Source organism: Rhizobium sp. BK591 (assembly GCF_014195045.1).
Taxonomy (GTDB): Bacteria; Pseudomonadota; Alphaproteobacteria; order Rhizobiales; family Rhizobiaceae; genus Rhizobium; species Rhizobium anhuiense.
In genome coordinates, this window is sequence record NZ_JACIAZ010000005.1 from 74,795 (window position 1) to 94,369 (window position 19,575).

Consider the following 19,575-nt stretch of genomic DNA (forward strand, 5'->3'; position numbering starts at 1 on the left):
CTTTGTGAGGGATCGAGAACCATGGCTCGGGACCGTTGGCGCGGTTGCCGAGCCTTTTCGGCTCATGCTGCTGTGTCCATGAAGAAGGCGATGAGCTTGCTACGGCTAGCGACGTAGCGACCGCCAACCTGCTTAACCATCGGCAAGTGACCACTGTTGATCATGTGATAGGTCTGGCGAGGCGTCCGCCCGATGACTTTGCCAATCTCTTCAACCTCCCAGATCAAATCTAGTGGCTCTGCATTGTCGCTCATTGATTCGCTCCATTAACTGTGTTCACTGGCTACATTCTGTAGCCATTGCCTACGATAGCTACAGAATGTAATGATGAATGTCAATCATCACTAATTACAGATTGTAGTCATGTCCGATAATCCCAAGGAATTGCTCGCTAATATCGCTCCCTTCGGGCTGCGGATGCAGGCCGAGTTGAAGGATCAACTTAAAGCGGCTGCTGAGCAGAACGGACGATCGATGAATGGAGAGATCGTTGCTCGGCTTGAGAGCTATCCAAAACTAGCCAGGCTGCCCATGGACGTCTCCTACCTGAAGATGGAAAACGAGCGACTTGCCGGTGAACTTCTAGAGGCGAAAACCGACGCTGAAAATCAGCGCGTCCTTGTTGCCCAACTTCAACATCTCCTCAGCGAAGACCTTCGTAAAGCTGAACGAGACCAGGAGACTTTGGGCGAGATTGAGCGTCAATTCAATAAATTGAAAGAGCAATCCGATTACCTTAAGACGCTGAAAGCCGAACTTCTTGAAGCAACAAAGGAGCGAGACGAGGCGGCAGAGGCGCAAATGAGAGTACAGGCCGCCTTGATCGATCGCCTTACAAAATCACAGGAAACGAATGCCGTTATCCTTCGGGGCTTCCGGAAAGTGTTTTTGAAGGCAGCTGATGGCAATGATGACGAGCTAAAGAAGCTCGTTGAAGTGTTTCAGACCATAGGCGAAGAGGACTCCTGATGTCCGTCCGCAAACGTGAATGGACCACACCAAAGGGAGTCGAGAAATCGGCATGGGTGGTCGACTATCAGGACGCGGGAGGAAAGCGCCGTCTCAAGACGTTTGTTCGGAAGAAGGAGGCGGACGCATTCGCTGCGACAGCTTCGGTAGAAATCCGTGAGGGGGTGCATGTTGCCGAGAGCGCCAGCGTCACCATCGAGGCGGCGGGAAAGCTCTGGATCGCCAGCGCGAAGGCTTCTGGACTTGAGCGCGCGACTATCCAGGATTATGAGCGCCACCTGAGGCTCCACATCAATCCCTTTATCGGAAAAACGAAGCTCCCCACCCTCTCGATCGCCAAAGTGCGCTCCTTCGAGGATGACTTGCGGGGCGCCGGCCGGACGTCCGCGATGATCAAGAAGGTCCTGGTGAGCCTGGGCACTATGATTGCCGATGCTCAAGAAAGGGGATTGGTCGCGAGGAACGTGGCGCGCGATATGAAGAGGCGGCGAGGTTCGGGCGAGAAGACGAAGGAGAAGCGTCAGAAGGGCCGCCTGAAGATCGGGGTGGACATACCCACCCGCGAGGATGTTAAGGCTCTTCTGGGCGTTCCGGCGCCTCGTTGGCGCCCTATGATCCTTATAGCGATATTCTGCGGCCTGAGAGCGTCCGAGCTGCGGGGCTTGAGATGGCCGGATGTAGATCTCGACAAGCGCGAGATCCATGTTCGCCAGCGTGCCGATCGGTTCAATGATATCGGCCGGCCGAAGTCGGAATCCAGCGAGCGAACTGTTCCTGCCCCGCCTATGGTCATCAATGCCTTGAGGGAGTGGAAGCTCGCCTGCCCGAAGCGAAATTCCGGCAAGAAGGACGAAGCCGGCGAGCCGATCATGGTGCTTGATCTCGTATTCCCGAACGGGACTGGCAGGGTCGAACAGCTGAACAACATCCTGCGGCGCGGTCTGCACCCCGCCTGGGTAGCAGCCGGCATCGCCGTGGACAGTGGCAAAGTCGACAAGAAGGGCAACGCGATCCTCGCGCCCAAATACACGGGCATGCACGCCCTACGGCACTTTTATGCCTCGTGGTGCATCAATCGGAAGGAAGACGGCGGCCTCGGGCTGACACCGAAGATGGTTCAAGAGCGCATGGGCCACTCAACCATTGCTATGACGATGGACACCTACGGACATCTGTTTCCGAAAGACAATGACGCCGACGAATTGGCGGCCGCTGAGAAGGCATTTATGGCCTGACTGCAACATGGATGCGACATGAAACGCGGGGCGCCCTGCCCTGTATGGATTTGTAGCGGTTTCCTAATCTGGGGGTCGCGCGTTCGAATCGCGCCGGGATCACCAGTCAATCAGGTGCTTATCTCCCTTGAAAGAACGCACGTTCCTGCGGACATGCAAGAACGCAATAATGATGTCATGAGAAACCGGCCTTTGATCGGTAATAGCCAGGCCAAGTGTCGCGTTGAGGCCGCACGACCGAACTCTTCGGATGCAGAAATTGGCGATCGATTGGATTCGTTCAACTGGCTAGTTTTTCAACATCGGCGTCGATCTACGGTCAGTCAGCTCAAAATGCACGATCGCGTCTCATTACAGACTGCCCCATCGAAAAAACACTCCGGCTAGAACCGCTGGATCAGGACGATCAACGAATATATTCGCAATCAGTGTTGAGCCGGTCGCAAATCTGCGCACATCGGAGCATGCTATCGCAAAGTGGATACAACCACGCTAGCGAATTAGCCGTCCTAAACTGAAAACAGTCTCTGCAATAACCGCGCGCAGCGTCGGCCCTGATGGTCAGCCATGCGAAGTCCTTGGCACGGCTGCCTTGGCATCCCAGCCCGTAAAGAATGGCACGCTTCTTGCGTTGTTTGGCGTAGTGCCGAGCATACTCGGCGGAAGCCCGCGAATGCCCACAATCGGAAGGTGGACGAGTTCCCGGACATCGAGAATAGGCTGATCGACGGCCAGGAGCAGATGACAACATATTCGATCGTTCTAGGACGCGAACGCCATGTCTTTCAGGATCTGAAATCGGTATTGGCTTGCGCTTCGCCATTGAAATCAGGTGACGTGCTGGCCGGGATCGCCGCGTCAAGCAACGAGCGGCGGGTGGCCGCCCGCTATCTGCTTGCGGATATGCCTCTCAAAACCTTCCTGGAGGATCTCGTCATCCCATACGAGATCGACGAGGTCAGCCGACTGATCGTCGACCGCCATGATTGGACGGCATTCGCGCCGATATCTCATATGACGGTCGGCGAGTTTCGCGATTGGCTTCTCTCCTATGACGCGACCGCCGAAAGACTGCTTGCCATTGCACCGGGCCTCACCCCCGAGATGGTCGCGGCGGTCTCCAAGATCATGCGCAACCATGATCTGATCACCGTCGCCGGCAAATGCAGGGTGGTCACGGCCTTTCGTTCCACGATCGGTCTGCCCGGCCGGCTGTCGAGCCGTCTTCAGCCCAATCATCCCACCGATGATCCTGAAGGTGTCGCCGGCTCGACGCTCGACGGACTTCTTTATGGGATCGGCGATGCGGTGATCGGCATCAACCCGGCTACCGACAATCTCGAGGCATGCACAAGATTGATGGTTCTTTTCGACCGGCTGCGCGAACAGTTCGATATCCCGACCCAATCCTGCGTGTTGACCCATGTCACCACGTCAATCAAGGCGATCGAGGCTGGAGCGCCGCTCGATCTGGTGTTCCAGTCAATCGCCGGCTCGGAAGCCGCCAATAAGGGTTTCGGCATCGACCTCGCCCTCCTGAGGGAAGGCCAGCAGGCGGCACTTTCCATGAAGCGCGGCACGGTCGGCAACAATGTCATGTATCTGGAGACCGGCCAGGGCAGCGCCCTCTCGGCCGACGCCCATCATGGCGTGGACGAACAGACGGTGGAGGCGCGGGCCTATGCCGTTGCACGTGAGCTCGATCCGTTGCTCGTCAATACCGTGGTCGGCTTCATTGGCCCCGAATATCTTTTCGACGCCAAGCAAATTATCCGCGCCGGGCTCGAAGACCATTTCTGCGGCAAACTGCTTGGCGTGCCGATGGGGGTCGACGTTTGCTACACGAACCATGCGGAAGCCGACCAGGACGATATGGACAATCTGATGGTGTTGCTGACTGTCGCGGGTGTCAGCTTTCTGATCGCCGTGCCCGGCGCCGACGACGTCATGCTCAATTATCAGAGCCTTTCCTACCACGATATTGTCGGCCTCAGGCACCAGTTCAATCGTCCGCCGGCTCCGGAGTTCGAAGCCTGGCTTCATCGCATGGGCATGCTTGATCACACGGGTCGTCTTGCGCCTGCCAGCGCCTCGGGCGCCTTCTCCCGCAATCTCTTGAGCTACAGGGCATCCGCATGACTCCCTTCGAACGAGATCCGTTTGCGCGGTTCCGCAACGCCACACGCGCCCGCATTGGGCTTGGAAGAGCAGGCGACGCCTTGCCGACATCGGCAATTCTCGACTTCCAGCTTGCCCATGCCCGGGCGCGGGATGCCGTGCATGGGCAAGTGGATTTTGTCGCCCTTGCCAAGCAGCTTGCTCCCGTGCCGACGATCCGGATTCGGTCTCGCGCCAAAGACCGGACGATCTATCTGGCACGCCCGGATCTCGGCCGTCAGACCAACGCAGCCGATCTCCCGAGCCCAGGCGATCGTTATGAGATCGCCTTCATCATTGCCGACGGACTTTCGGCCTCGGCGGTCGAGCACCACGCGGTGCCGCTGTTTAACGCATGCATGAAGCGTCTCGGGGCCTTCAGCGTCGCCCCGGTGATATTGGGCGAGCAGGCCCGGGTGGCATTTGGCGATGAGGCAGCGGCGGCGTTTGGCGCGGAAGTTGCCATCGTGCTGATCGGCGAGAGGCCGGGACTAAGCGTGCCTGATAGCCTCGGCGCCTACATCACGTTCCGACCGCAATCGGGACGGCGTGACAGCGAGCGCAACTGTATTTCCAATATCCATGCCGACGGGCTCAGCTACGAGGTCGCGGCCGACAAGATCGTTTGGATCGTCCGGGAGGCGCTGCGACTGCAACTGACCGGTGTCGATCTCAAGGAAAATGCCGAAGGCGCCATAGAAGCGCTGCCACACCAAGAAGCATAAAGTTCAATCTACAAAACACGGGAACAATCATGTCAAATTCTCAACCGACGCTCGCCAAGAGCCTGACCGGGCTGCACTTATGGGGACTTGCAGTCGGCCTCGTCATCTCCGGCGAATATTTCGGCTGGAGCTATGGCTGGGCGGCGGCCGGTACACTCGGCTTCTTGATCACCACGATTCTGATCGCCGTCATGTACACCACCTTCATTTTCTCCTTCACGGAGTTGACGACGGCTATTCCGCATGCCGGTGGGCCGTTTGCCTATGCGCTCAGGGCCTTCGGCCCGCTCGGCGGCTTCGTTGCGGGTTTTGCAACACTGGTGGAATTCGTCTTCGCCCCTCCGGCCATCGCGCTTGCGATCGGCGCCTATCTCAATGTGCAGTTCCCGGGGCTCGATCCGAAACTTGCGGCCGTCGGCGCCTATATCATCTTCATGGCGCTCAATATCGTCGGCGTCACCATCGCCGCGACATTCGAGCTCTTCATTACCATCCTCGCCATTATCGAACTCCTGGTGTTTATGGGCGTCGTTCTGCCCGGCTTCTCCGTCGCCAACTTTGCGGCCAATGGCTGGGCTGGCGCTCCTGAATTCTCGGTCGGTGCCATTGGAGGCATCTTTGCCGCCATTCCGTTCGCCATCTGGTTCTTCCTGGCGATCGAAGGCGCGGCCATGGCTGCCGAGGAAACCAAGAACCCCACCCGCACCGTGCCGATCGCCTATATCGCAGGGATTCTCACCCTCGTATTCCTTGCTTTCGGCACGATGATCTTCGCGGGAGGCGTTGGCGACTGGCGTATGCTGTCCAACATCAACGATCCGTTGCCGCAAGCGATGAAGGCTGTCGTCGGCGAATCCTCCGGCTGGCTGCACATGCTCGTCTGGATCGGCCTGTTCGGCCTGATCGCATCGTTCCATGGCATCATCATGGGCTATTCCAGGCAGATTTTCGCGCTGGGTCGCGCCGGCTACCTGCCGGAAGTTCTCGCGAAGATCCATCCGAAATTCCGCACGCCCTACCTTGCTATCCTCGCAGGCGGCGTTGTCGGCATTGCGGCGATCTTCTCCGACAACCTGATCCAGATCGGCGGCTTGCCGCTGACTGCCAATATCGTCACGATGTCGGTGTTTGGCGCGATCATCATGTACATCGTCTCCATGGCATCGCTGTTCAAACTTCGTCGGACCGAGCCGGAGCTTGCCCGACCGTTCAAGGCATGGGGCTATCCCGTTGTCCCGGCCATTGCCCTTGGGCTTGCGCTCGTCGCGCTGGCGGCGATGATCTACTACAACTTCCTGATCTTTTTGATCTTCCTTGCCATGGGCGTGGTGGCGTTCGGTATCTGGCGCTTGCTGTCCGGCGGCGTCGCCAAGGAAGCGGCCGCTTCCGCGTAACAAGGTTCTCCGGCCCGATCATCAAGCCGGCAATTGGACGAACCTGTTCCGATCGATATCAACGATCCCCCGCCGACGTTTGGCGGGGGAATTCGAGCGCAAAGCCCAGCCCGCTCGCAAAATTCTTAATTTCCTCCTCGAGACAAGCTCGCGCCAAGCCGCTTCGCCGTCGTTGGTTACCGCACCTCACGATGGACCCGCCGCGTCCTCACCGCCTGCCGCGCGCCTAATCCCAGCAGCGCCGCCACGATCCAGCCACCGATAAAACCGATCGCGCCCCAGACAAGCCCGGCAAAACTGACCGGCACGCCGGGCACGAAATCACGCCAGGTATTGGCGAAGACGACGTCATCGGCATTGCCCAGCAGCACGAAGGGCTTGGCGACGGGTGCGGCGGTACCGAGGTGGAGCTGCTGCGACAGCAGCGTTTCGTAGCGCGTGATCGTGCTGCGCATCGAGACGCCGCGGTCGCGCAGGAAATCATCGGACGATTGCGCATAGGCGTTCAGCGCTTGCTGGCGATCGAGATGGTGTTCGGCCGCCTGGGCATTGAAATCCTCGACGATGACGCGCAATTCGTCGATCGCTCCGCCGATCCGCTGGCGGTATTGCTGCGCAAATTCCGGCGCCTGCGAAAACACCGTGCCGCCGGCAAGCCCGGCGACAATAGCGATGATTCTTGCAATCGGACCCATGATCGATGCCTCCGGCTGTCCCCTGCGCTAACGATCAGCGGCCGTAAAGGTTTCTGCCTTCGACACAATCGGTAACGCTATGTGATTGAACCGACGGCGCTTCCGGCGAGTTGATGCCCTGACCAACCCAGAATGACCAACTCAGAAAGAGAGACTTGTCATGAAACAGATTATCCTTGCCTGCACGCTCGCCGCAGCATCTATCTTTTCCGCAATGCCGTCCCAGGCGGCAAGTGTAACCATCACCACGGACGACGCGCGTCCCACTTACCGCGATGCGGAACGGCCCTATTACCGCCATCACATGAGGCCGCGCCACGTCTCCCAGGATTGCTTCACCAAGACGGAAAAAATCCGCCGTCACGGCCACACGGTCGTCAAGGAAACCCGAATCTGCCGATAAGGCAAGTTCCTGCAGGAAAGCCCGGCTGATCTTCCCAGCCGGGCTTTTCATCTGATCTCGCCTCGATCTCGCAGATGAGGAACTTTCGCAATATCAGCCGCGTTTATTGCGAAACGGGAGTGTTCATCATGCGTATCAAGATGATTCTTTTGGCCATCGCCTATGTCGCCGTCAGCGCCGTGCTGCTGGCCATCGCCTACCAGCCGCAGGGGTCGGGCGCCATGCAGAAGACGGATCGTCTGGCCGGCTCGTCCTTCCTCGTCGAACGCTTCGCCGGTTGACCAGCTGAGCGCGGCCCTACCGGTGACGACGTGGAGATAGTCCTCGTCCGGGATGTTTGGCCCCGGAGCGAGCTTTCGGTTTAATGCGTGCCGTCAAGTGACAATCCACCAAGCGGGCCGCCAAGCAGGATTCGGTTCTGCACCGAATGCACGCCCTCGACCGCCTTGGCGACCACGGTTGCCCGTTCGATCTCGCCGACCGTGCCGACAGTGCCGGTGAGCACGATGTGGTCGTTTTCCATCGTCACCTCGACATCAGACGCATCGATCCCGCCGGCAATCGCCAGCGCATTGGCGACATCCGCCTCAACAGATGCACGATTGGCGATTTCCGCTTCCATCTCGGGCTCGAGCCCGTGAAATGTCTGCTCCTTGAAAACCATGATCCATTCCTCCGTGAAACCTGCTTAGCAAACGCCGTTCGACGGAGTTGGTTTCAGCGCCGCTACCACTGCACGCGATAGCGGAGATTGATGCTGCCGGTCTCACCTCCCGAAAACGGGTTGCTCACCGAGGCATCGAGATTGAGGTTCGGCAGGATGGCCTGGTTGACCGCCACCGTGCTCGAGAAGTCGCCGCTGGCATTGCTGACGCCTGTGCCCGCCGAAAGCGACGTTCCCGTCCAGGGATGGATCAGTTTCAGCGCCTGCGATGCCGTCACCGAGGCCTGCCTGATATCGACCGCATCAAATTGAACGCTGATGGAACGGCTCGATTGCATATCGAGCGAATCGGACAGGATCCAGCTGCGCGAGCGGCTCAGCGTCAGCGCACCGCTGCCGCGCAGCGTATCGACACTGACCTTCGCGCCCTGCTGCGATTGGCCCGCTGGCGTGACGGCCGTCTTTACGATCCTGCCCCAGAGCATTGCCTGTTCGGAATCGGGCAGCGGCGCCCCGCCTTTGGTCGAGGCAAGGGCTATGTCGGCGCCGGCGCTCGTTTCCCATTCCGCCGGCAGGCGAAAACCCAAGGTCGCCTTGTAGGACCGGTCCGAAAGCTTGGCCGGCGACCAGATCACCAGATCATCAGCTCTCGCTGCAACGGTGAGCGAGAGCAGGATGGCGAAAAGAATGCATGCTATTTTGAATGTCGTCATCAAGTTAAGAACGTTTTGACCTAACACAGGGCCGCCGTGCCGAAACCGACCCAACAGCGGACATGAAGCGCTCGCAGCCGAACGCGATGGGGGATCACGGCAAGCCGTCCATCCCGGTTTCATCCTCGATTTAATGTTGGCCGAAAAGGCCGGCGGCACGCGTGCCAGTTCTTCGATGGACGCCGCAGCGCCCCGAATTGCCATGCGACCGTGACCGGCCGCAGCGGAATCGCGATTCCGCCAGCAATGTTAGAAGGATCACATCTACCTGCGGCTCTGTAAACCCCTTACGGGCTGAAATCTGCTGCACCGCACACTTGCCGCCCCTTCCAAACCCTAGTAGAGCCTGAGCCTACGAGAGAAATTTTCGCGAAATTTCACATGATGACCGGCAAAAGCGCGCCGCGGCGCCTCAGCATCTTCGGTTCGACGGGTTCGATCGGCCAGAATACACTCAATGTCGTCGAGCACCTGGGCGGACGGGAGAATTTCGAAATCTCCGTGCTGACCGGCAACGGCAATATAGAATTGCTGGCCCGGCAGGCGAAATCATCCGGCGCGCGGCTGGCGGTAACGGCGAACGACCGGCACTACGAATCACTGAAAAGCGAACTTTCCGGCAGCGGCATCGCCGTCGCCTCGGGAAGATCCGGCCTGATGGAAGCGGCTGAGCGCGAAGCCGACTGGGTGATGGCGGCAATCGTCGGCACCGCAGGCCTGGCGCCGACGCTTGCGGCTGCGCGCCGCGGCGCCGATATCGCCCTTGCCAACAAGGAATGCCTGGTATCGGCGGGCGATCTCTTTATCGCAGCCGTTCGCCAGGGCGGCGGCAGGCTGCTTCCTGTCGACAGCGAGCACAATGCCATCTTCCAGGTGCTGGAGGAAACCCAGCGCCACGCCGTCGAGCGCGTCATCCTGACGGCGTCGGGTGGTCCCTTCCGCACCGCCTCGCTGCGGCAGATGGCCGATGTGACGGTGGAAAGCGCGCGCGCCCACCCGAACTGGTCGATGGGGTTGAAGATCTCGATCGACAGCGCCTCGATGTTCAACAAGGCGCTGGAGATGATCGAAGCCCGGCACCTTTTCGGTCTCAGGCCCGAACAGATCGAAGTCATCCTCCATCCGCAATCGATCATCCATTCCATGGTCGGCTATACGGACGGGTCGGTGCTGGCGCAGCTCGGCGCACCGGATATGCGCACCGCCATCGGTTATGCCCTGTCCTTTCCGCGCCGGCCGAACCTGCCGATCGAGCGGCTGGATTTCGCCAAGCTCGCCAGGCTGGATTTCGAGGCGCCGGATGAGGTGCGGTTTCCCGCGTTGCGGCTGGCGCGCCTGGCGATGACGCGCGGCGGCGTTCAGGGTGCGGTGCTGAACGGCGCCAAGGAAGTGGCGCTTGAAGCCTTCATCGAGGGGCGGCTGCCCTTCCTTGCCATGGCCGAGATCACCGAGAGGGTCATGGACGATCTCGCCGGCCTGCCGCCGGCTGCCGGCATGGACGATGTCTTCGCCGCCGACAGGCAGGCCCGGCAGAGAGCGGCGGAGCTCATGACACCGGCGATCGCCGTGTGAAATGCCCACGGGCCGTTCGCCGAGAGGCCGCCCGCTTATCCCTGGCGGCCGCCATTACCGCAACCGGTTGCCGCCCTCGTCGAACAATCTGCAATCCGACGGTTCGAACAGCAGGCTCACCTGCTCACCCGCCGCGATGCTGACCGGTGACCGATGCTCGACGGTGAGCGACTGGCCATCGGCAAGCTGGCAATAGAGATATTGCGTTCCGCCGAGATACTCCGAAAAATCGACCCTGGCCGTCAGGCTGCCCGAAAGGTCGGATGCCACCTTCAGATGCTCCGGCCGCAGGCCGAGCGTCACCGCGGCGCCAACCGGCCTGTCTGCCGGCGGCAAGCCGCTGCCGATGCGCCGGCCTGCGACTTCGACCAGACCGCCCTCACCCCAGCGGGCGTTCAAAAGGTTCATTCGAGGCGAGCCGATGAAGCCCGCGACGAAGGTATTCGAGGGATTTTCGTAGATTTCCCGGGGCGTCCCGGCCTGTTCGACACGGCCGTCACGCAGCACGACGATCTTGTCGGCGAGCGTCATCGCCTCGGTCTGGTCGTGCGTGACATAGATCATCGTGTTGCCGAGTTCGCGGTGAAGGCGGGCGATCTCGATGCGCATCGAAACGCGCAGTTCCGCATCGAGATTGGACAGCGGTTCGTCGAACAGGAAGACATCGGGCTTGCGCACGATCGCACGGCCGATCGCCACGCGCTGCCGCTGACCGCCGGAAAGCTGTCCCGGCCGCCGGTCGAGAAGATGATCGATCTTCAGGATCGCGGACGCGGCCTTGACACGCGTCTCTATCTCGGCGGCTTGCGTGCGCGCCATCTTCAAGCCGAAGGCCAGATTCTCCCGCACGCTCATATGCGGATAGAGCGCGTAGGACTGGAAGACCATGGCGATGCCGCGCTCGGATGGATCGAGATCGGTGACAACACGTCCCTTGATTTCGACCTCCCCGTCGGTCACGTCTTCCAAGCCGGCGATCATGCGAAGAAGCGTCGATTTTCCGCAGCCGGACGGCCCGACGAAGACGACGAATTCGCCCTCGGCGATCGTCAGGTCGATGCCGTGAACCACCTGCAGACTGCCATAGCTTTTTCGCACGTCCTGGAGCACGACGCTCTTGTTACCCATATCCTTCGTCATCCCCAAACGGCCTATTTGTCCGACTGGACCCAGACGAGCATCTCTCCGGGCGCGCGGTTGTCCCAAAGATGATAGGGCACGAAACGCGCGGTGGCGACCTGCCTTTCGGCCGGCGCTTTGCGGTAGAGCGGCGTTCCCCAATTCGATGTTTCCTCGCGCTCTACCTGGAGATCGAGGGCGACGGCATCGTTGAGATCCTTCAGCACCACGGTTTCGGCGGCCGGAAGCTCGCGGGGCAGGACGATGGCGTTGAGGTCTTCGCCATTGTCTGTGGTTTCGACGCAATAGACGAGCGGGCCGCGCATCAATGCGACCCGGCCGGCATCCTGACGCACCTTCGGATTGGCATATTGCGGGCGAAGCGAAAGCGGCAGGTAGAGGGCGACACGATCGCCGTCGGCCCATTCACGATCGATCCTGATATATCCGTCCTGCATATTGGCGTTGAGATCGAGCATCGTTCCGTTGATGCTGAGGGTGGCGCCCTCCGCCCAGTCCGGGATGCGCAGCGACAGCGCGAAGCGCGCCGGCCTCTCCAGCCGGGTGGTAAAGGCGACCGCGCCCTCCCACGGGTAGTTGGTCACCTGCTCGAGCTCCACGTTGGCGCCGTTGGCAAGCTTCAGCCGCGCGGTGCTCTCGCCATAGAGATGCACGGCGATCTCGTTGTCGGCAACGGCGTACATATAGGAGCCGATCGAGGTCACCAGCCGGGCAATGTTGGGCGGGCAGCAGGGGCAATGGTGCCACTTCCAGCGGTGGTGCTTGCCGGCACTTTCGAGCGGATTGTCATAGAAGAACGTCTTGCCGTCGGTCGAAAGCCCCGGCAGCGCGCCGTTGTAAAGCGCCTGCTCCATGATATCGGCATAGCGCCGATCCGGACCGCGGCCGAGCATTCGGCTTGCCCAGAACACCAGGCCGACCGAAGCGCAGGTCTCGGCATAGGCGGTGGCATTGGGCAGGTCGTAATAGTCGGTGAAGCCTTCGTTGGAGGCTGCCGGGCCGATGCCGCCGGTAATGTACATCTGCTTGGTGGTCAGATCGTCCCAGAGCGTTTCCAGCGCCGCCGTCAGGCTGTCGTCCTTGTATTCGGTGGCGATGTCGGCCATGCCCGAATAGAGGTACATGGCGCGCACCGCATGGCCGACGACCTTCGTCTGCGCACGCACCGGCTGGTGCGCCTGCGCATATTCATAGGTCTTCTGGTGGTATTCGGAGACATTGCGGCCGTCGCGGCTTGCCTCGGCGGTGAAGAAATGCGGCTCGGTGCCGCGTTCGTCGATGAAATATTTCGACAGGTCGAGATATTTCTTCTCGCCGGTCACGCGGGCGAGCTTGACCAGTGCCAGCTCGACTTCCTCATGGCCGCAATAGCCTGATATCTGGCCTTCGCCGTGGCCAAAAATCTTGATCATGTAATCGGCATAGCGGCACATGATGTCGAGCAGCTTGCGTTTGCCGGTCGCCTGGTAATAGGCGACCGCGGCTTCCATGAGATGGCCGGCGCAATAGAGCTCATGATGGTCGCGCAGATTGGTCCAGCGGCGGTTCGGTTCGACGCGCTGGAACCAGGCGTTCAGATAACCGTCCTCGTCCTGCAGTTTCTCATACATGTCGATGATTTCGTCGGCGCGCGCCTCGAGCTTCGGGTTCGGTCGGCGATAAAGCGAATAGGCGATGGTCTCGATCGACTTGCCGAGGTCGGAATCCCAGAACATCTGCGTCGTCCCGCCCCAAGGCTGAATGGGAATGACGACCCCGGGGCTCGGCTGGCTGACATCGATCGCCTTGAGCATGCCGGCCTCGACGCAGCGGTCGAGCAGGGTCTCGGCGGTGGAATTGCAGACGGCGTCCTGCCATTTGCCCCAGAAGCCGCCGAGCTCGACATCGGGAACGGCGACGGGACGAAACTGGCGATCGTTGCTTGCTTTGGTCATGGCTCCACTTTCTCTCAAATCATTTCACCGCGCCGGCCATCAGCCCGCGCATGTAGTAGCGTTGCAAAAGCAGGAAGACGATCAGGCAGGGGATCGTCATGACGACGACACCGGCTTGGACCGCTCCCCAGTTGATGGCGCCGAGCCGTCCGGCGCGAACCGCCGTCATCAGCACCGGCAGGGTGTATTTCTCATTGCTGGAGAGCAGCACGAGCGCCGCGAGAAACTCGTTCCAGGCGTTGAGGAAAGCAAAGATCGCGACCGTCGCCACACCGGGAAGCACCAGCGGCAGAAGAACCCGGACCAAGAGCCTGAGGTCGCGCGCGCCGTCGATGCGCGCCGCCTCTTCGATCTCCTTCGGCACGGCGTCGAAGGCGTTGCGCATCATGAAGACCGAGAAGGGCAGTTGCAGCGTCACATAGACGAGCGTCAGCCCAAGCAGCGAATTGTTGAGGCCGAGCTTTGCCAGGATGATGAAGAGCGGCGTCAAGATCGATTGGAACGGGATCATCAGCGTCGCGATGATCAACACGAAGAGCGCATTCTTCATCGGGAACCGGTAGCGCGAGAAGCCGTAGCCGGCGAGCAGGCTGACGGCGACGGTGAGCACCACGGTGGCGACCGAAACGAACAGCGAATTGATCATGTGCCGCCATATGCCGGCGCCGAACGTATCGAGCAGCGCATAGGAATCGATGCTGACGCCGGAGGTCGGCCACGGCGGCAAGGGCGGCAGGCTGGCCTCCGTGCCATGTCGGAAGGACGACAAGAGCGTGATCGCGAAAGGGGCGAGAAAGAAGATCGATATGGCGATGCCGGTCAGGTGATAGACCGATTTCGTCCGGATCGCCTTGCGCGTGCGGCGCTCTTTTGAGGTGGTCATGGACGCTCCTCCCCGACGCGAAGCAGCCAGAGCTGCACGATGCTGATCGCCACCAGGATGGCGAGAAGCACGATCGAGAGTGCTGCGCCATAACCGAGATTGAACGACACGAAGGACTGATTGAAGATGTAGTAGACCACCGAGATCATCTTGTTCTGCGGTCCGCCTGCGGTCATGATGTAGAACTGGTCGAAGGCGAGGATCGAACCGGTGACGGAGACGATCAGCGCCAGCGCGATCGTCCTGCGCATCAGCGGCAAGGTCAGATGCCTGAACCGCTGCCAGCGGCCGGCGCCGTCGATGCGGGCGGCCTCCGTCAGCTCGGACGGAATGGCCTGGAGCCCGGTTAGAAGAATGATCATGGTGAAGCCCGCGATCTTCCAGACGACCATCACCACGATCGTCAGAAAGGCGGTGTCGAAGGTCGCGAGAAGATTGGGGCTCTTTTCCAGAAGACCGAGCGCCTTCAAGGCGGGACCGATGAAGCCGCTATCGACATTGGCAAGCCAGACCCAAAGCAGCGAGGCCGTGGCAAGGCCGACCACGACGGGCAGGAAGATGATCGTGCGGTAGGCGCTGACGAACTGCCGTTCCTTTTCGACGAAGATCGCCAGCGGAAAGGCGATCGCGAAGATCGCGACAGTGACGATCACCGTATAATAGGCCGTGAAATTCAGCGCCGTCATGAAGCGGCTGTCGTTGGCCATGCGAACGTAATTGTTGAAGCCGATCCAGCGCGACGCCCCCATCAGCGGCCAGTTGTGAAGGCTCATCCATCCAGTGAAGAGAACCGGCATGATGAAGAAGACGATGACCAGCGCCATAGCAGGCGCGATGTAGACGAGGCCGCGCCAGTTCGATTTGCGCCGTCGTCTGCGTCGAGGCAACAGGATCTCCGAACCGAAACCGGTCATCAAACGCTCCGCATCTGTCAATTGAAATTGGCCGGGAAGCTGCCACCGCTCCCCGGCCGCGGCCGAGGGAGAGTTATTGGCCGCTATCGATGATCGATTGCATTTCCGACTGGGCGCTCGAAAACGCGCCGTCGACGTCCTCGCCGAAGATCGCGGCGTTGGTGAAGCTTGCCCAAGGCCCGTTGGCGCTGTTGATCAGATCGTTGAACTGCAGCGTATAGGGCGTCTTGGCGACGGCGATCGCCTTCAGGCCAACCTGCATGCGCGGGTCGAGACCCTCCAGCACCTTGTCGGCGATATCACCGCGCGTCGGCAGGCTGCCATATTTCGCCATGATCTTCTGGCCGTCCATCGAATAGACGTATTCGAGGAACTCCTTCACCGCATCGATCTTCTTCGTGCCCTTGGTGATGACGAAATTGTCGCCGCCGGCAAAGGACGAAGGCTTGCCGTCGACACCGGGAATGAGGGTCACGCCGAAGTTGATATCGGGATGTTCGGTCACCAGCGTGCCGATGGCAAAGGCGCCGAGGCTTTGCTGTCCGATCTTGCCGTTGGTGAAGGTCAGGAAGTTGGCGCCGTTGTCGCTGGCAGCACCCGCCGGCACGAGGTCCTTCTTGACCATGTTGCGGTAGATATCGACCGCCTTGCGCATCTGAGGCGTATCCAGCGTCGCCGTCTTGCTGTCGGCCGACAGGATATCGACGCCGGCGCCCCAGACCAGCGGCGTGAAGGTGAAGATCATGCAGCCGCCGCAGCCGCCGCCGGAGAAATAGAAGCCGTAGGTATCGTCACCCAGCGCCCGGATCTTCTCGGCATTGGCGGTGATTTCGTCCCAATTCACCGGTGCTTTCTCCGGGTCGAGACCGGCCTTCTTGTAGAGGTCCTTGTTCCAGGCAAAGACCGAGGTTTCGACCGAAAGCGGCAGGCCGTAGATCCGATCCTGATAGGTGCCGAGGCGAACATGCGACGGCGAAAGCGAATTGAAATAGGGAAGCGACTTCGCCCAGTCCGTCAGGTCTTCCAGCTGGCCGGCCGCGGCAAAGGCAGGGTTATAAATCAGATCCATCGACAGGGCGTCCGGCGCCTGTCCGCCGGCGATCGCCGTCGCATATTTCTGCACCAACTCGGAGAACGGCACCTCGGTCATCACGACCTTGTTCTCGTGACCGGAATTATAGGCTTCGACGACCTTCTTGAAGGCATCGCCGATCCCCGAGCGAACCCACATCTCGACATTTTCGGCAGCCGACGCGGCCGATACCAGACATAGGGTAGCGATGCTGGTCGCCACCAATAAACGCTTGATCATGACACTCCTCCCGATATGGCGCATCTCCCTGCGCCTTTGCTCATTCCCTTGTTCTCATTCCGTGGAAGCTTTGCTCCCGCATGACTGCCGGACGATCAGCCGGCAGGGCAATTTCCTCACGCCCGGCTCGACAGGCCGTCCTTCCGCGAGCGCCAGCACCGTCAATCCGGCCTGCCGTCCGAGTTCCTTCAATTCCATGTCCACCGTCGTCAGCGGCGGCCGCGTCTGGGCCGCGACAATCTCCCAATTGTCGAAGCCGATGACCGAGACGTCCTGCGGCACCTTGACGCCGCGCTCGCGCAACGCATCCACAGCGCCGCGGGCGATCTGGTCATTGCCGCAGAAGAGCGCATCCGGTTTTTCTCCCGGCCTCTTCCACAGCTGTTCGACCGCGTCATGGCCCCAGCTTTCCGACCAGACGCCGTAGAGCACCGGTTCGCGGTGACCGGCCACCTCGTGATAGGCGCCGGCGCGTTCCCGCACCGAGAAGAAGTCCTCCGGCCCGGTGATATGGGCAATCCGCCGCCGCCCGATCTTCACGAGCCATTCCACCGCCAGCCGCGCACCCTGCTCGTCGTCCGACCGGAAGGTAACGCTGTTCTGCGTCCCCTCCGTGAAGGCGTAGACAACAGGCACATGCAAATTCGACAGATCGACGGGCAGGCGCCGATCCAGGCGCTTCCCCGTCGCGATGATGCCGTCGACCTGTTTGTCCAACATCGCATCGACATGGATCTGCGCAAGGGCCGGATCGTCTTCGATGGCGCACAGGAAGACCGAAACGCCGTGATCGACGAGCGCGTCCGAAATACCCGCCATGACAGGCAGCGTGAAACGGCCGTAGGTATCGTTCGTCAGCAGCCCGACGGTGAAACTGCGCTTGCTGAGAAGACCTCTTGCCAGCGCATTCGGCCGGTAGCCGATTTCCGCTGCGATCCGCTTCACCCGTTCACGCGTTTCCGACCCCATCCGGCCGGTATCGTTGAGCGCTTTCGACGCCGTCGAGATGCTCACCGCGGCAGCCGCCGCCACCTCGTGGATGGTAATCCTGCCCCCTTTTCCTCCCAATATGTTCAGACCTTCCTCCTTCTGAAGTGAGCTGAGAAAAGCTTTTACCAACTCGCATGTCAAGTGAGAAAAGGTTTTCCCATTCCCGCCGAGCGTCCAGTCAGCAAGTGCAGTGGCGGAATAATAGGGATGGCGCGAGCAAGACCGGGCGCGCATCGGCGGGGCCGGATTGCCGGATGATGTAAGGGTTAGAGGAAATGCGATGGAGCTGGATCGCCCTGTCCTTGCGAAGACAGGTTTGTTGCTGCGCCTGATGATCGCCGAAAGAGGCCGCTGTCAGCGCCTCCAATGGAGGCGCCGCGTTACGGCCGAACGATCATCGAAAGATCAGGCTACGTGCCTTGCGAGTGCACAGCGCGACCAGAGCGAATGCAGCGCCTCGACCAGATGGGCGATATCGGCATCGGAATGCAGCGGCGTCGGCGTGATGCGCAGCCGCTCGGTCTTCTTCGGCACCGTGGGGTAGTTGATCGGCTGGACGTAGACGCCGCAATTGTCGAGCAGCAGATCGGAGATCCACTTGCACTTGGCCGCATCGCCGACCAGCACCGGCACGATATGGCTCGGATTGGGCATATGCGGAATGCCGCGCTGGTCGAGCAGCGCTCTCAGCTTGCGGACCCGGTCCTGATGGCGGGCGCGCTCGAACTGGCTGACCTTCAGATGCTGGATCGAGGCGACGGCGCCGGCGGCGAGCGCCGGCGGCAGCGCCGTGGTGAAGATGAAGCCGGAGGCGAACGAGCGGATGAAATCGCAAAGGGCCGTCGACGCGGCGATATAACCGCCCATCACCCCGAACGCCTTGCCGAGCGTGCCCTCGATGACGGTCAGCCGGTCCATCAGCCCTTCGCGCTCGGCAATGCCGCCGCCGCGCGGGCCGTACATGCCGACCCCGTGCACTTCGTCGAGATAGGTCATCGCCCCATATTTGTCGGCGAGGTCGCAGATCTCCCTGATCGGGGCGATGTCGCCGTCCATCGAATAGACGCTCTCGAAGGCGATCAGCTTCGGCGCCTTCGGATCGGCGGCCGCAAGCTTGGCTTCGAGGTCGGCGACGTCATTGTGCTTCCAGATCACCTTGTCGCATTTGGCGTAGCGGATGCCCTCGATCATCGAGGCATGGTTCAGCGCATCGGAGAAGATGATCAGGCCGGGGATCTTCGCACCGAGCGTGCCAAGCGCTGCCCAGTTGGACACATAGCCCGACGTGAAGATCAGCGCCGCTTCCTTGCCGTGCAGATCGGCAAGCTCACGCTCAAGCATGACGTGATGGTGGTTGGTGCCAGAAATATTCCGGGTGCCTCCCGCACCCGCGCCACAGTGGTCGATGGCGTTCTTCATCGCCTCGATCACCTTCGGGTTCTGGCCCATGCCGAGATAGTCGTTGGAGCACCAGACCGTGACTTCCTTCTCGCCATCGGCCGTATGGCGGGTCGCGCGCGGAAAGTTGCCGCGGTGACGTTCGAGATCGGCAAAAACGCGGTAACGGCCCTCGGCATGAAGCCCGTCCAGCTCGTTTTTGAAAAACGCTTCGAAATCCATCATATGCTCCAGTATCACGCGGACGTTCTTGATGACCGGACGTCCGCGCGTCAATGCTTACCCTTTGCTTTAACATCAACTGCGGCAAAAGGCCCAGATTTTTGAATGATTCCAGATAAAAAATATGCGAGCCGAGATCAATGGAATTGATGCGGCAGAATGCAGCGGAGTTTACCAACCATGCGAAAGGTGACGACGGCCGCATCGCAAAAAAATCAGCACATCGGATGGACAACCCTTTCTTCCGACATAGTT

General features: G+C 60.5%; 19 protein-coding genes. 8 read left to right on the plus strand and 11 right to left on the minus strand.

The window, feature by feature from the left end:
- Nucleotides 1-62: 62 nt before the first annotated feature.
- Nucleotides 63-254, minus strand: a complete 192-nt coding sequence (locus FHX10_RS22380) for a hypothetical protein (RefSeq protein ID WP_184390340.1) — start codon at nucleotides 252-254, stop codon at nucleotides 63-65.
- Between the two features lie 109 nt (nucleotides 255-363).
- On the opposite strand from FHX10_RS22380, the gene FHX10_RS22385 reads away from it, so the two are divergent.
- The 5 genes from FHX10_RS22385 to eat all read left to right on the plus strand — a co-directional run bounded on the left by FHX10_RS22385 (nucleotide 364) and on the right by eat (nucleotide 6,480).
- Nucleotides 364-969, plus strand: coding sequence for an Arc family DNA-binding protein (locus tag FHX10_RS22385; RefSeq protein WP_184390343.1), 606 nt, complete (start codon nucleotides 364-366; stop codon nucleotides 967-969).
- Nucleotides 969-2,204 carry a site-specific integrase gene (locus FHX10_RS22390; protein ID WP_184390346.1) on the plus strand — a complete coding sequence of 412 codons (1,236 nt, stop codon included), beginning with the start codon at nucleotides 969-971 and terminating at the stop codon, nucleotides 2,202-2,204. The genes FHX10_RS22385 and FHX10_RS22390 overlap by 1 nt, the downstream gene beginning before the upstream one ends.
- 690 nt (nucleotides 2,205-2,894) lie before the next feature.
- Nucleotides 2,895-4,343, plus strand: coding sequence for an ethanolamine ammonia-lyase subunit EutB (locus tag FHX10_RS22395; RefSeq protein WP_063476280.1), 1,449 nt, complete (start codon nucleotides 2,895-2,897; stop codon nucleotides 4,341-4,343).
- Nucleotides 4,340-5,086, plus strand: coding sequence for an ethanolamine ammonia-lyase subunit EutC (gene eutC / locus FHX10_RS22400; protein WP_063476279.1), 747 nt, complete (start codon nucleotides 4,340-4,342; stop codon nucleotides 5,084-5,086). Before FHX10_RS22395 ends, eutC begins: the two co-directional genes overlap by 4 nt.
- A 29-nt stretch (nucleotides 5,087-5,115) precedes the next feature.
- Nucleotides 5,116-6,480 carry an ethanolamine permease gene (gene eat, locus FHX10_RS22405; protein ID WP_063476278.1) on the plus strand — a complete coding sequence of 455 codons (1,365 nt, stop codon included), beginning with the start codon at nucleotides 5,116-5,118 and terminating at the stop codon, nucleotides 6,478-6,480.
- Between the two features lie 176 nt (nucleotides 6,481-6,656).
- Here the strand turns inward: eat and FHX10_RS22410 are convergent, their stop codons facing one another.
- Nucleotides 6,657-7,175 carry a DUF2937 family protein gene (locus FHX10_RS22410; protein WP_063476277.1) on the minus strand — a complete coding sequence of 173 codons (519 nt, stop codon included), beginning with the start codon at nucleotides 7,173-7,175 and terminating at the stop codon, nucleotides 6,657-6,659.
- Between the two features lie 160 nt (nucleotides 7,176-7,335).
- Between FHX10_RS22410 and FHX10_RS22415 the strand changes: the two genes are divergently transcribed.
- Together FHX10_RS22415 and FHX10_RS22420 are read left to right on the plus strand one after the other, a co-directional pair.
- The gene (locus tag FHX10_RS22415; RefSeq protein WP_063476276.1) at nucleotides 7,336-7,578 is read left to right on the plus strand and encodes a hypothetical protein; all 243 of its coding nucleotides are present in this window, start codon (nucleotides 7,336-7,338) and stop codon (nucleotides 7,576-7,578) included.
- A 128-nt stretch (nucleotides 7,579-7,706) separates the two neighbouring features.
- Nucleotides 7,707-7,859, plus strand: a complete 153-nt coding sequence (locus tag FHX10_RS22420; RefSeq protein ID WP_164736003.1) for a hypothetical protein — start codon at nucleotides 7,707-7,709, stop codon at nucleotides 7,857-7,859.
- 80 nt (nucleotides 7,860-7,939) lie between these two features.
- Here the strand turns inward: FHX10_RS22420 and FHX10_RS22425 are convergent, their stop codons facing one another.
- Together FHX10_RS22425 and FHX10_RS22430 are read right to left on the minus strand one after the other, a co-directional pair.
- Complete coding sequence (locus FHX10_RS22425) at nucleotides 7,940-8,242, minus strand: BON domain-containing protein (RefSeq protein ID WP_028756459.1); 303 nt, start codon at nucleotides 8,240-8,242, stop codon at nucleotides 7,940-7,942.
- A 62-nt stretch (nucleotides 8,243-8,304) separates the two neighbouring features.
- A complete protein-coding gene (locus tag FHX10_RS22430; protein ID WP_063476275.1) occupies nucleotides 8,305-8,955 on the minus strand; it encodes a hypothetical protein in 651 nt (216 codons plus the stop codon).
- A 381-nt stretch (nucleotides 8,956-9,336) separates the two neighbouring features.
- On the opposite strand from FHX10_RS22430, the gene dxr reads away from it, so the two are divergent.
- Nucleotides 9,337-10,527 (plus strand): 1-deoxy-D-xylulose-5-phosphate reductoisomerase, encoded by a 1,191-nt coding sequence (gene dxr / locus FHX10_RS22435; protein ID WP_063476274.1) that lies wholly within the window; start codon nucleotides 9,337-9,339, stop codon nucleotides 10,525-10,527.
- Between the two features lie 54 nt (nucleotides 10,528-10,581).
- Here dxr and FHX10_RS22440 read toward each other — a convergent pair whose 3' ends face one another.
- The 7 genes from FHX10_RS22440 to hemA all read right to left on the minus strand — a co-directional run bounded on the left by FHX10_RS22440 (nucleotide 10,582) and on the right by hemA (nucleotide 19,320).
- Complete coding sequence (locus FHX10_RS22440; RefSeq protein ID WP_174824527.1) at nucleotides 10,582-11,655, minus strand: ABC transporter ATP-binding protein; 1,074 nt, start codon at nucleotides 11,653-11,655, stop codon at nucleotides 10,582-10,584.
- Between the two features lie 23 nt (nucleotides 11,656-11,678).
- A complete protein-coding gene (locus FHX10_RS22445; protein ID WP_047615509.1) occupies nucleotides 11,679-13,601 on the minus strand; it encodes a glycoside hydrolase family 127 protein in 1,923 nt (640 codons plus the stop codon).
- Between the two features lie 19 nt (nucleotides 13,602-13,620).
- Complete coding sequence (locus FHX10_RS22450) at nucleotides 13,621-14,484, minus strand: carbohydrate ABC transporter permease (protein WP_063476273.1); 864 nt, start codon at nucleotides 14,482-14,484, stop codon at nucleotides 13,621-13,623.
- On the minus strand, nucleotides 14,481-15,398 hold the full coding sequence (locus FHX10_RS22455) for a carbohydrate ABC transporter permease (protein WP_063476272.1): 918 nt from the start codon (nucleotides 15,396-15,398) through the stop codon (nucleotides 14,481-14,483). Before FHX10_RS22455 ends, FHX10_RS22450 begins: the two co-directional genes overlap by 4 nt.
- 73 nt (nucleotides 15,399-15,471) lie before the next feature.
- On the minus strand, nucleotides 15,472-16,710 hold the full coding sequence (locus tag FHX10_RS22460; RefSeq protein ID WP_063476271.1) for an ABC transporter substrate-binding protein: 1,239 nt from the start codon (nucleotides 16,708-16,710) through the stop codon (nucleotides 15,472-15,474).
- Nucleotides 16,711-16,764: 54 nt separating this feature from the next.
- Nucleotides 16,765-17,742, minus strand: coding sequence for a LacI family DNA-binding transcriptional regulator (locus FHX10_RS22465; protein WP_063476270.1), 978 nt, complete (start codon nucleotides 17,740-17,742; stop codon nucleotides 16,765-16,767).
- Between the two features lie 363 nt (nucleotides 17,743-18,105).
- Nucleotides 18,106-19,320 (minus strand): 5-aminolevulinate synthase, encoded by a 1,215-nt coding sequence (hemA, locus tag FHX10_RS22470; RefSeq protein ID WP_132574534.1) that lies wholly within the window; start codon nucleotides 19,318-19,320, stop codon nucleotides 18,106-18,108.
- Nucleotides 19,321-19,575 lie beyond the last annotated feature (255 nt).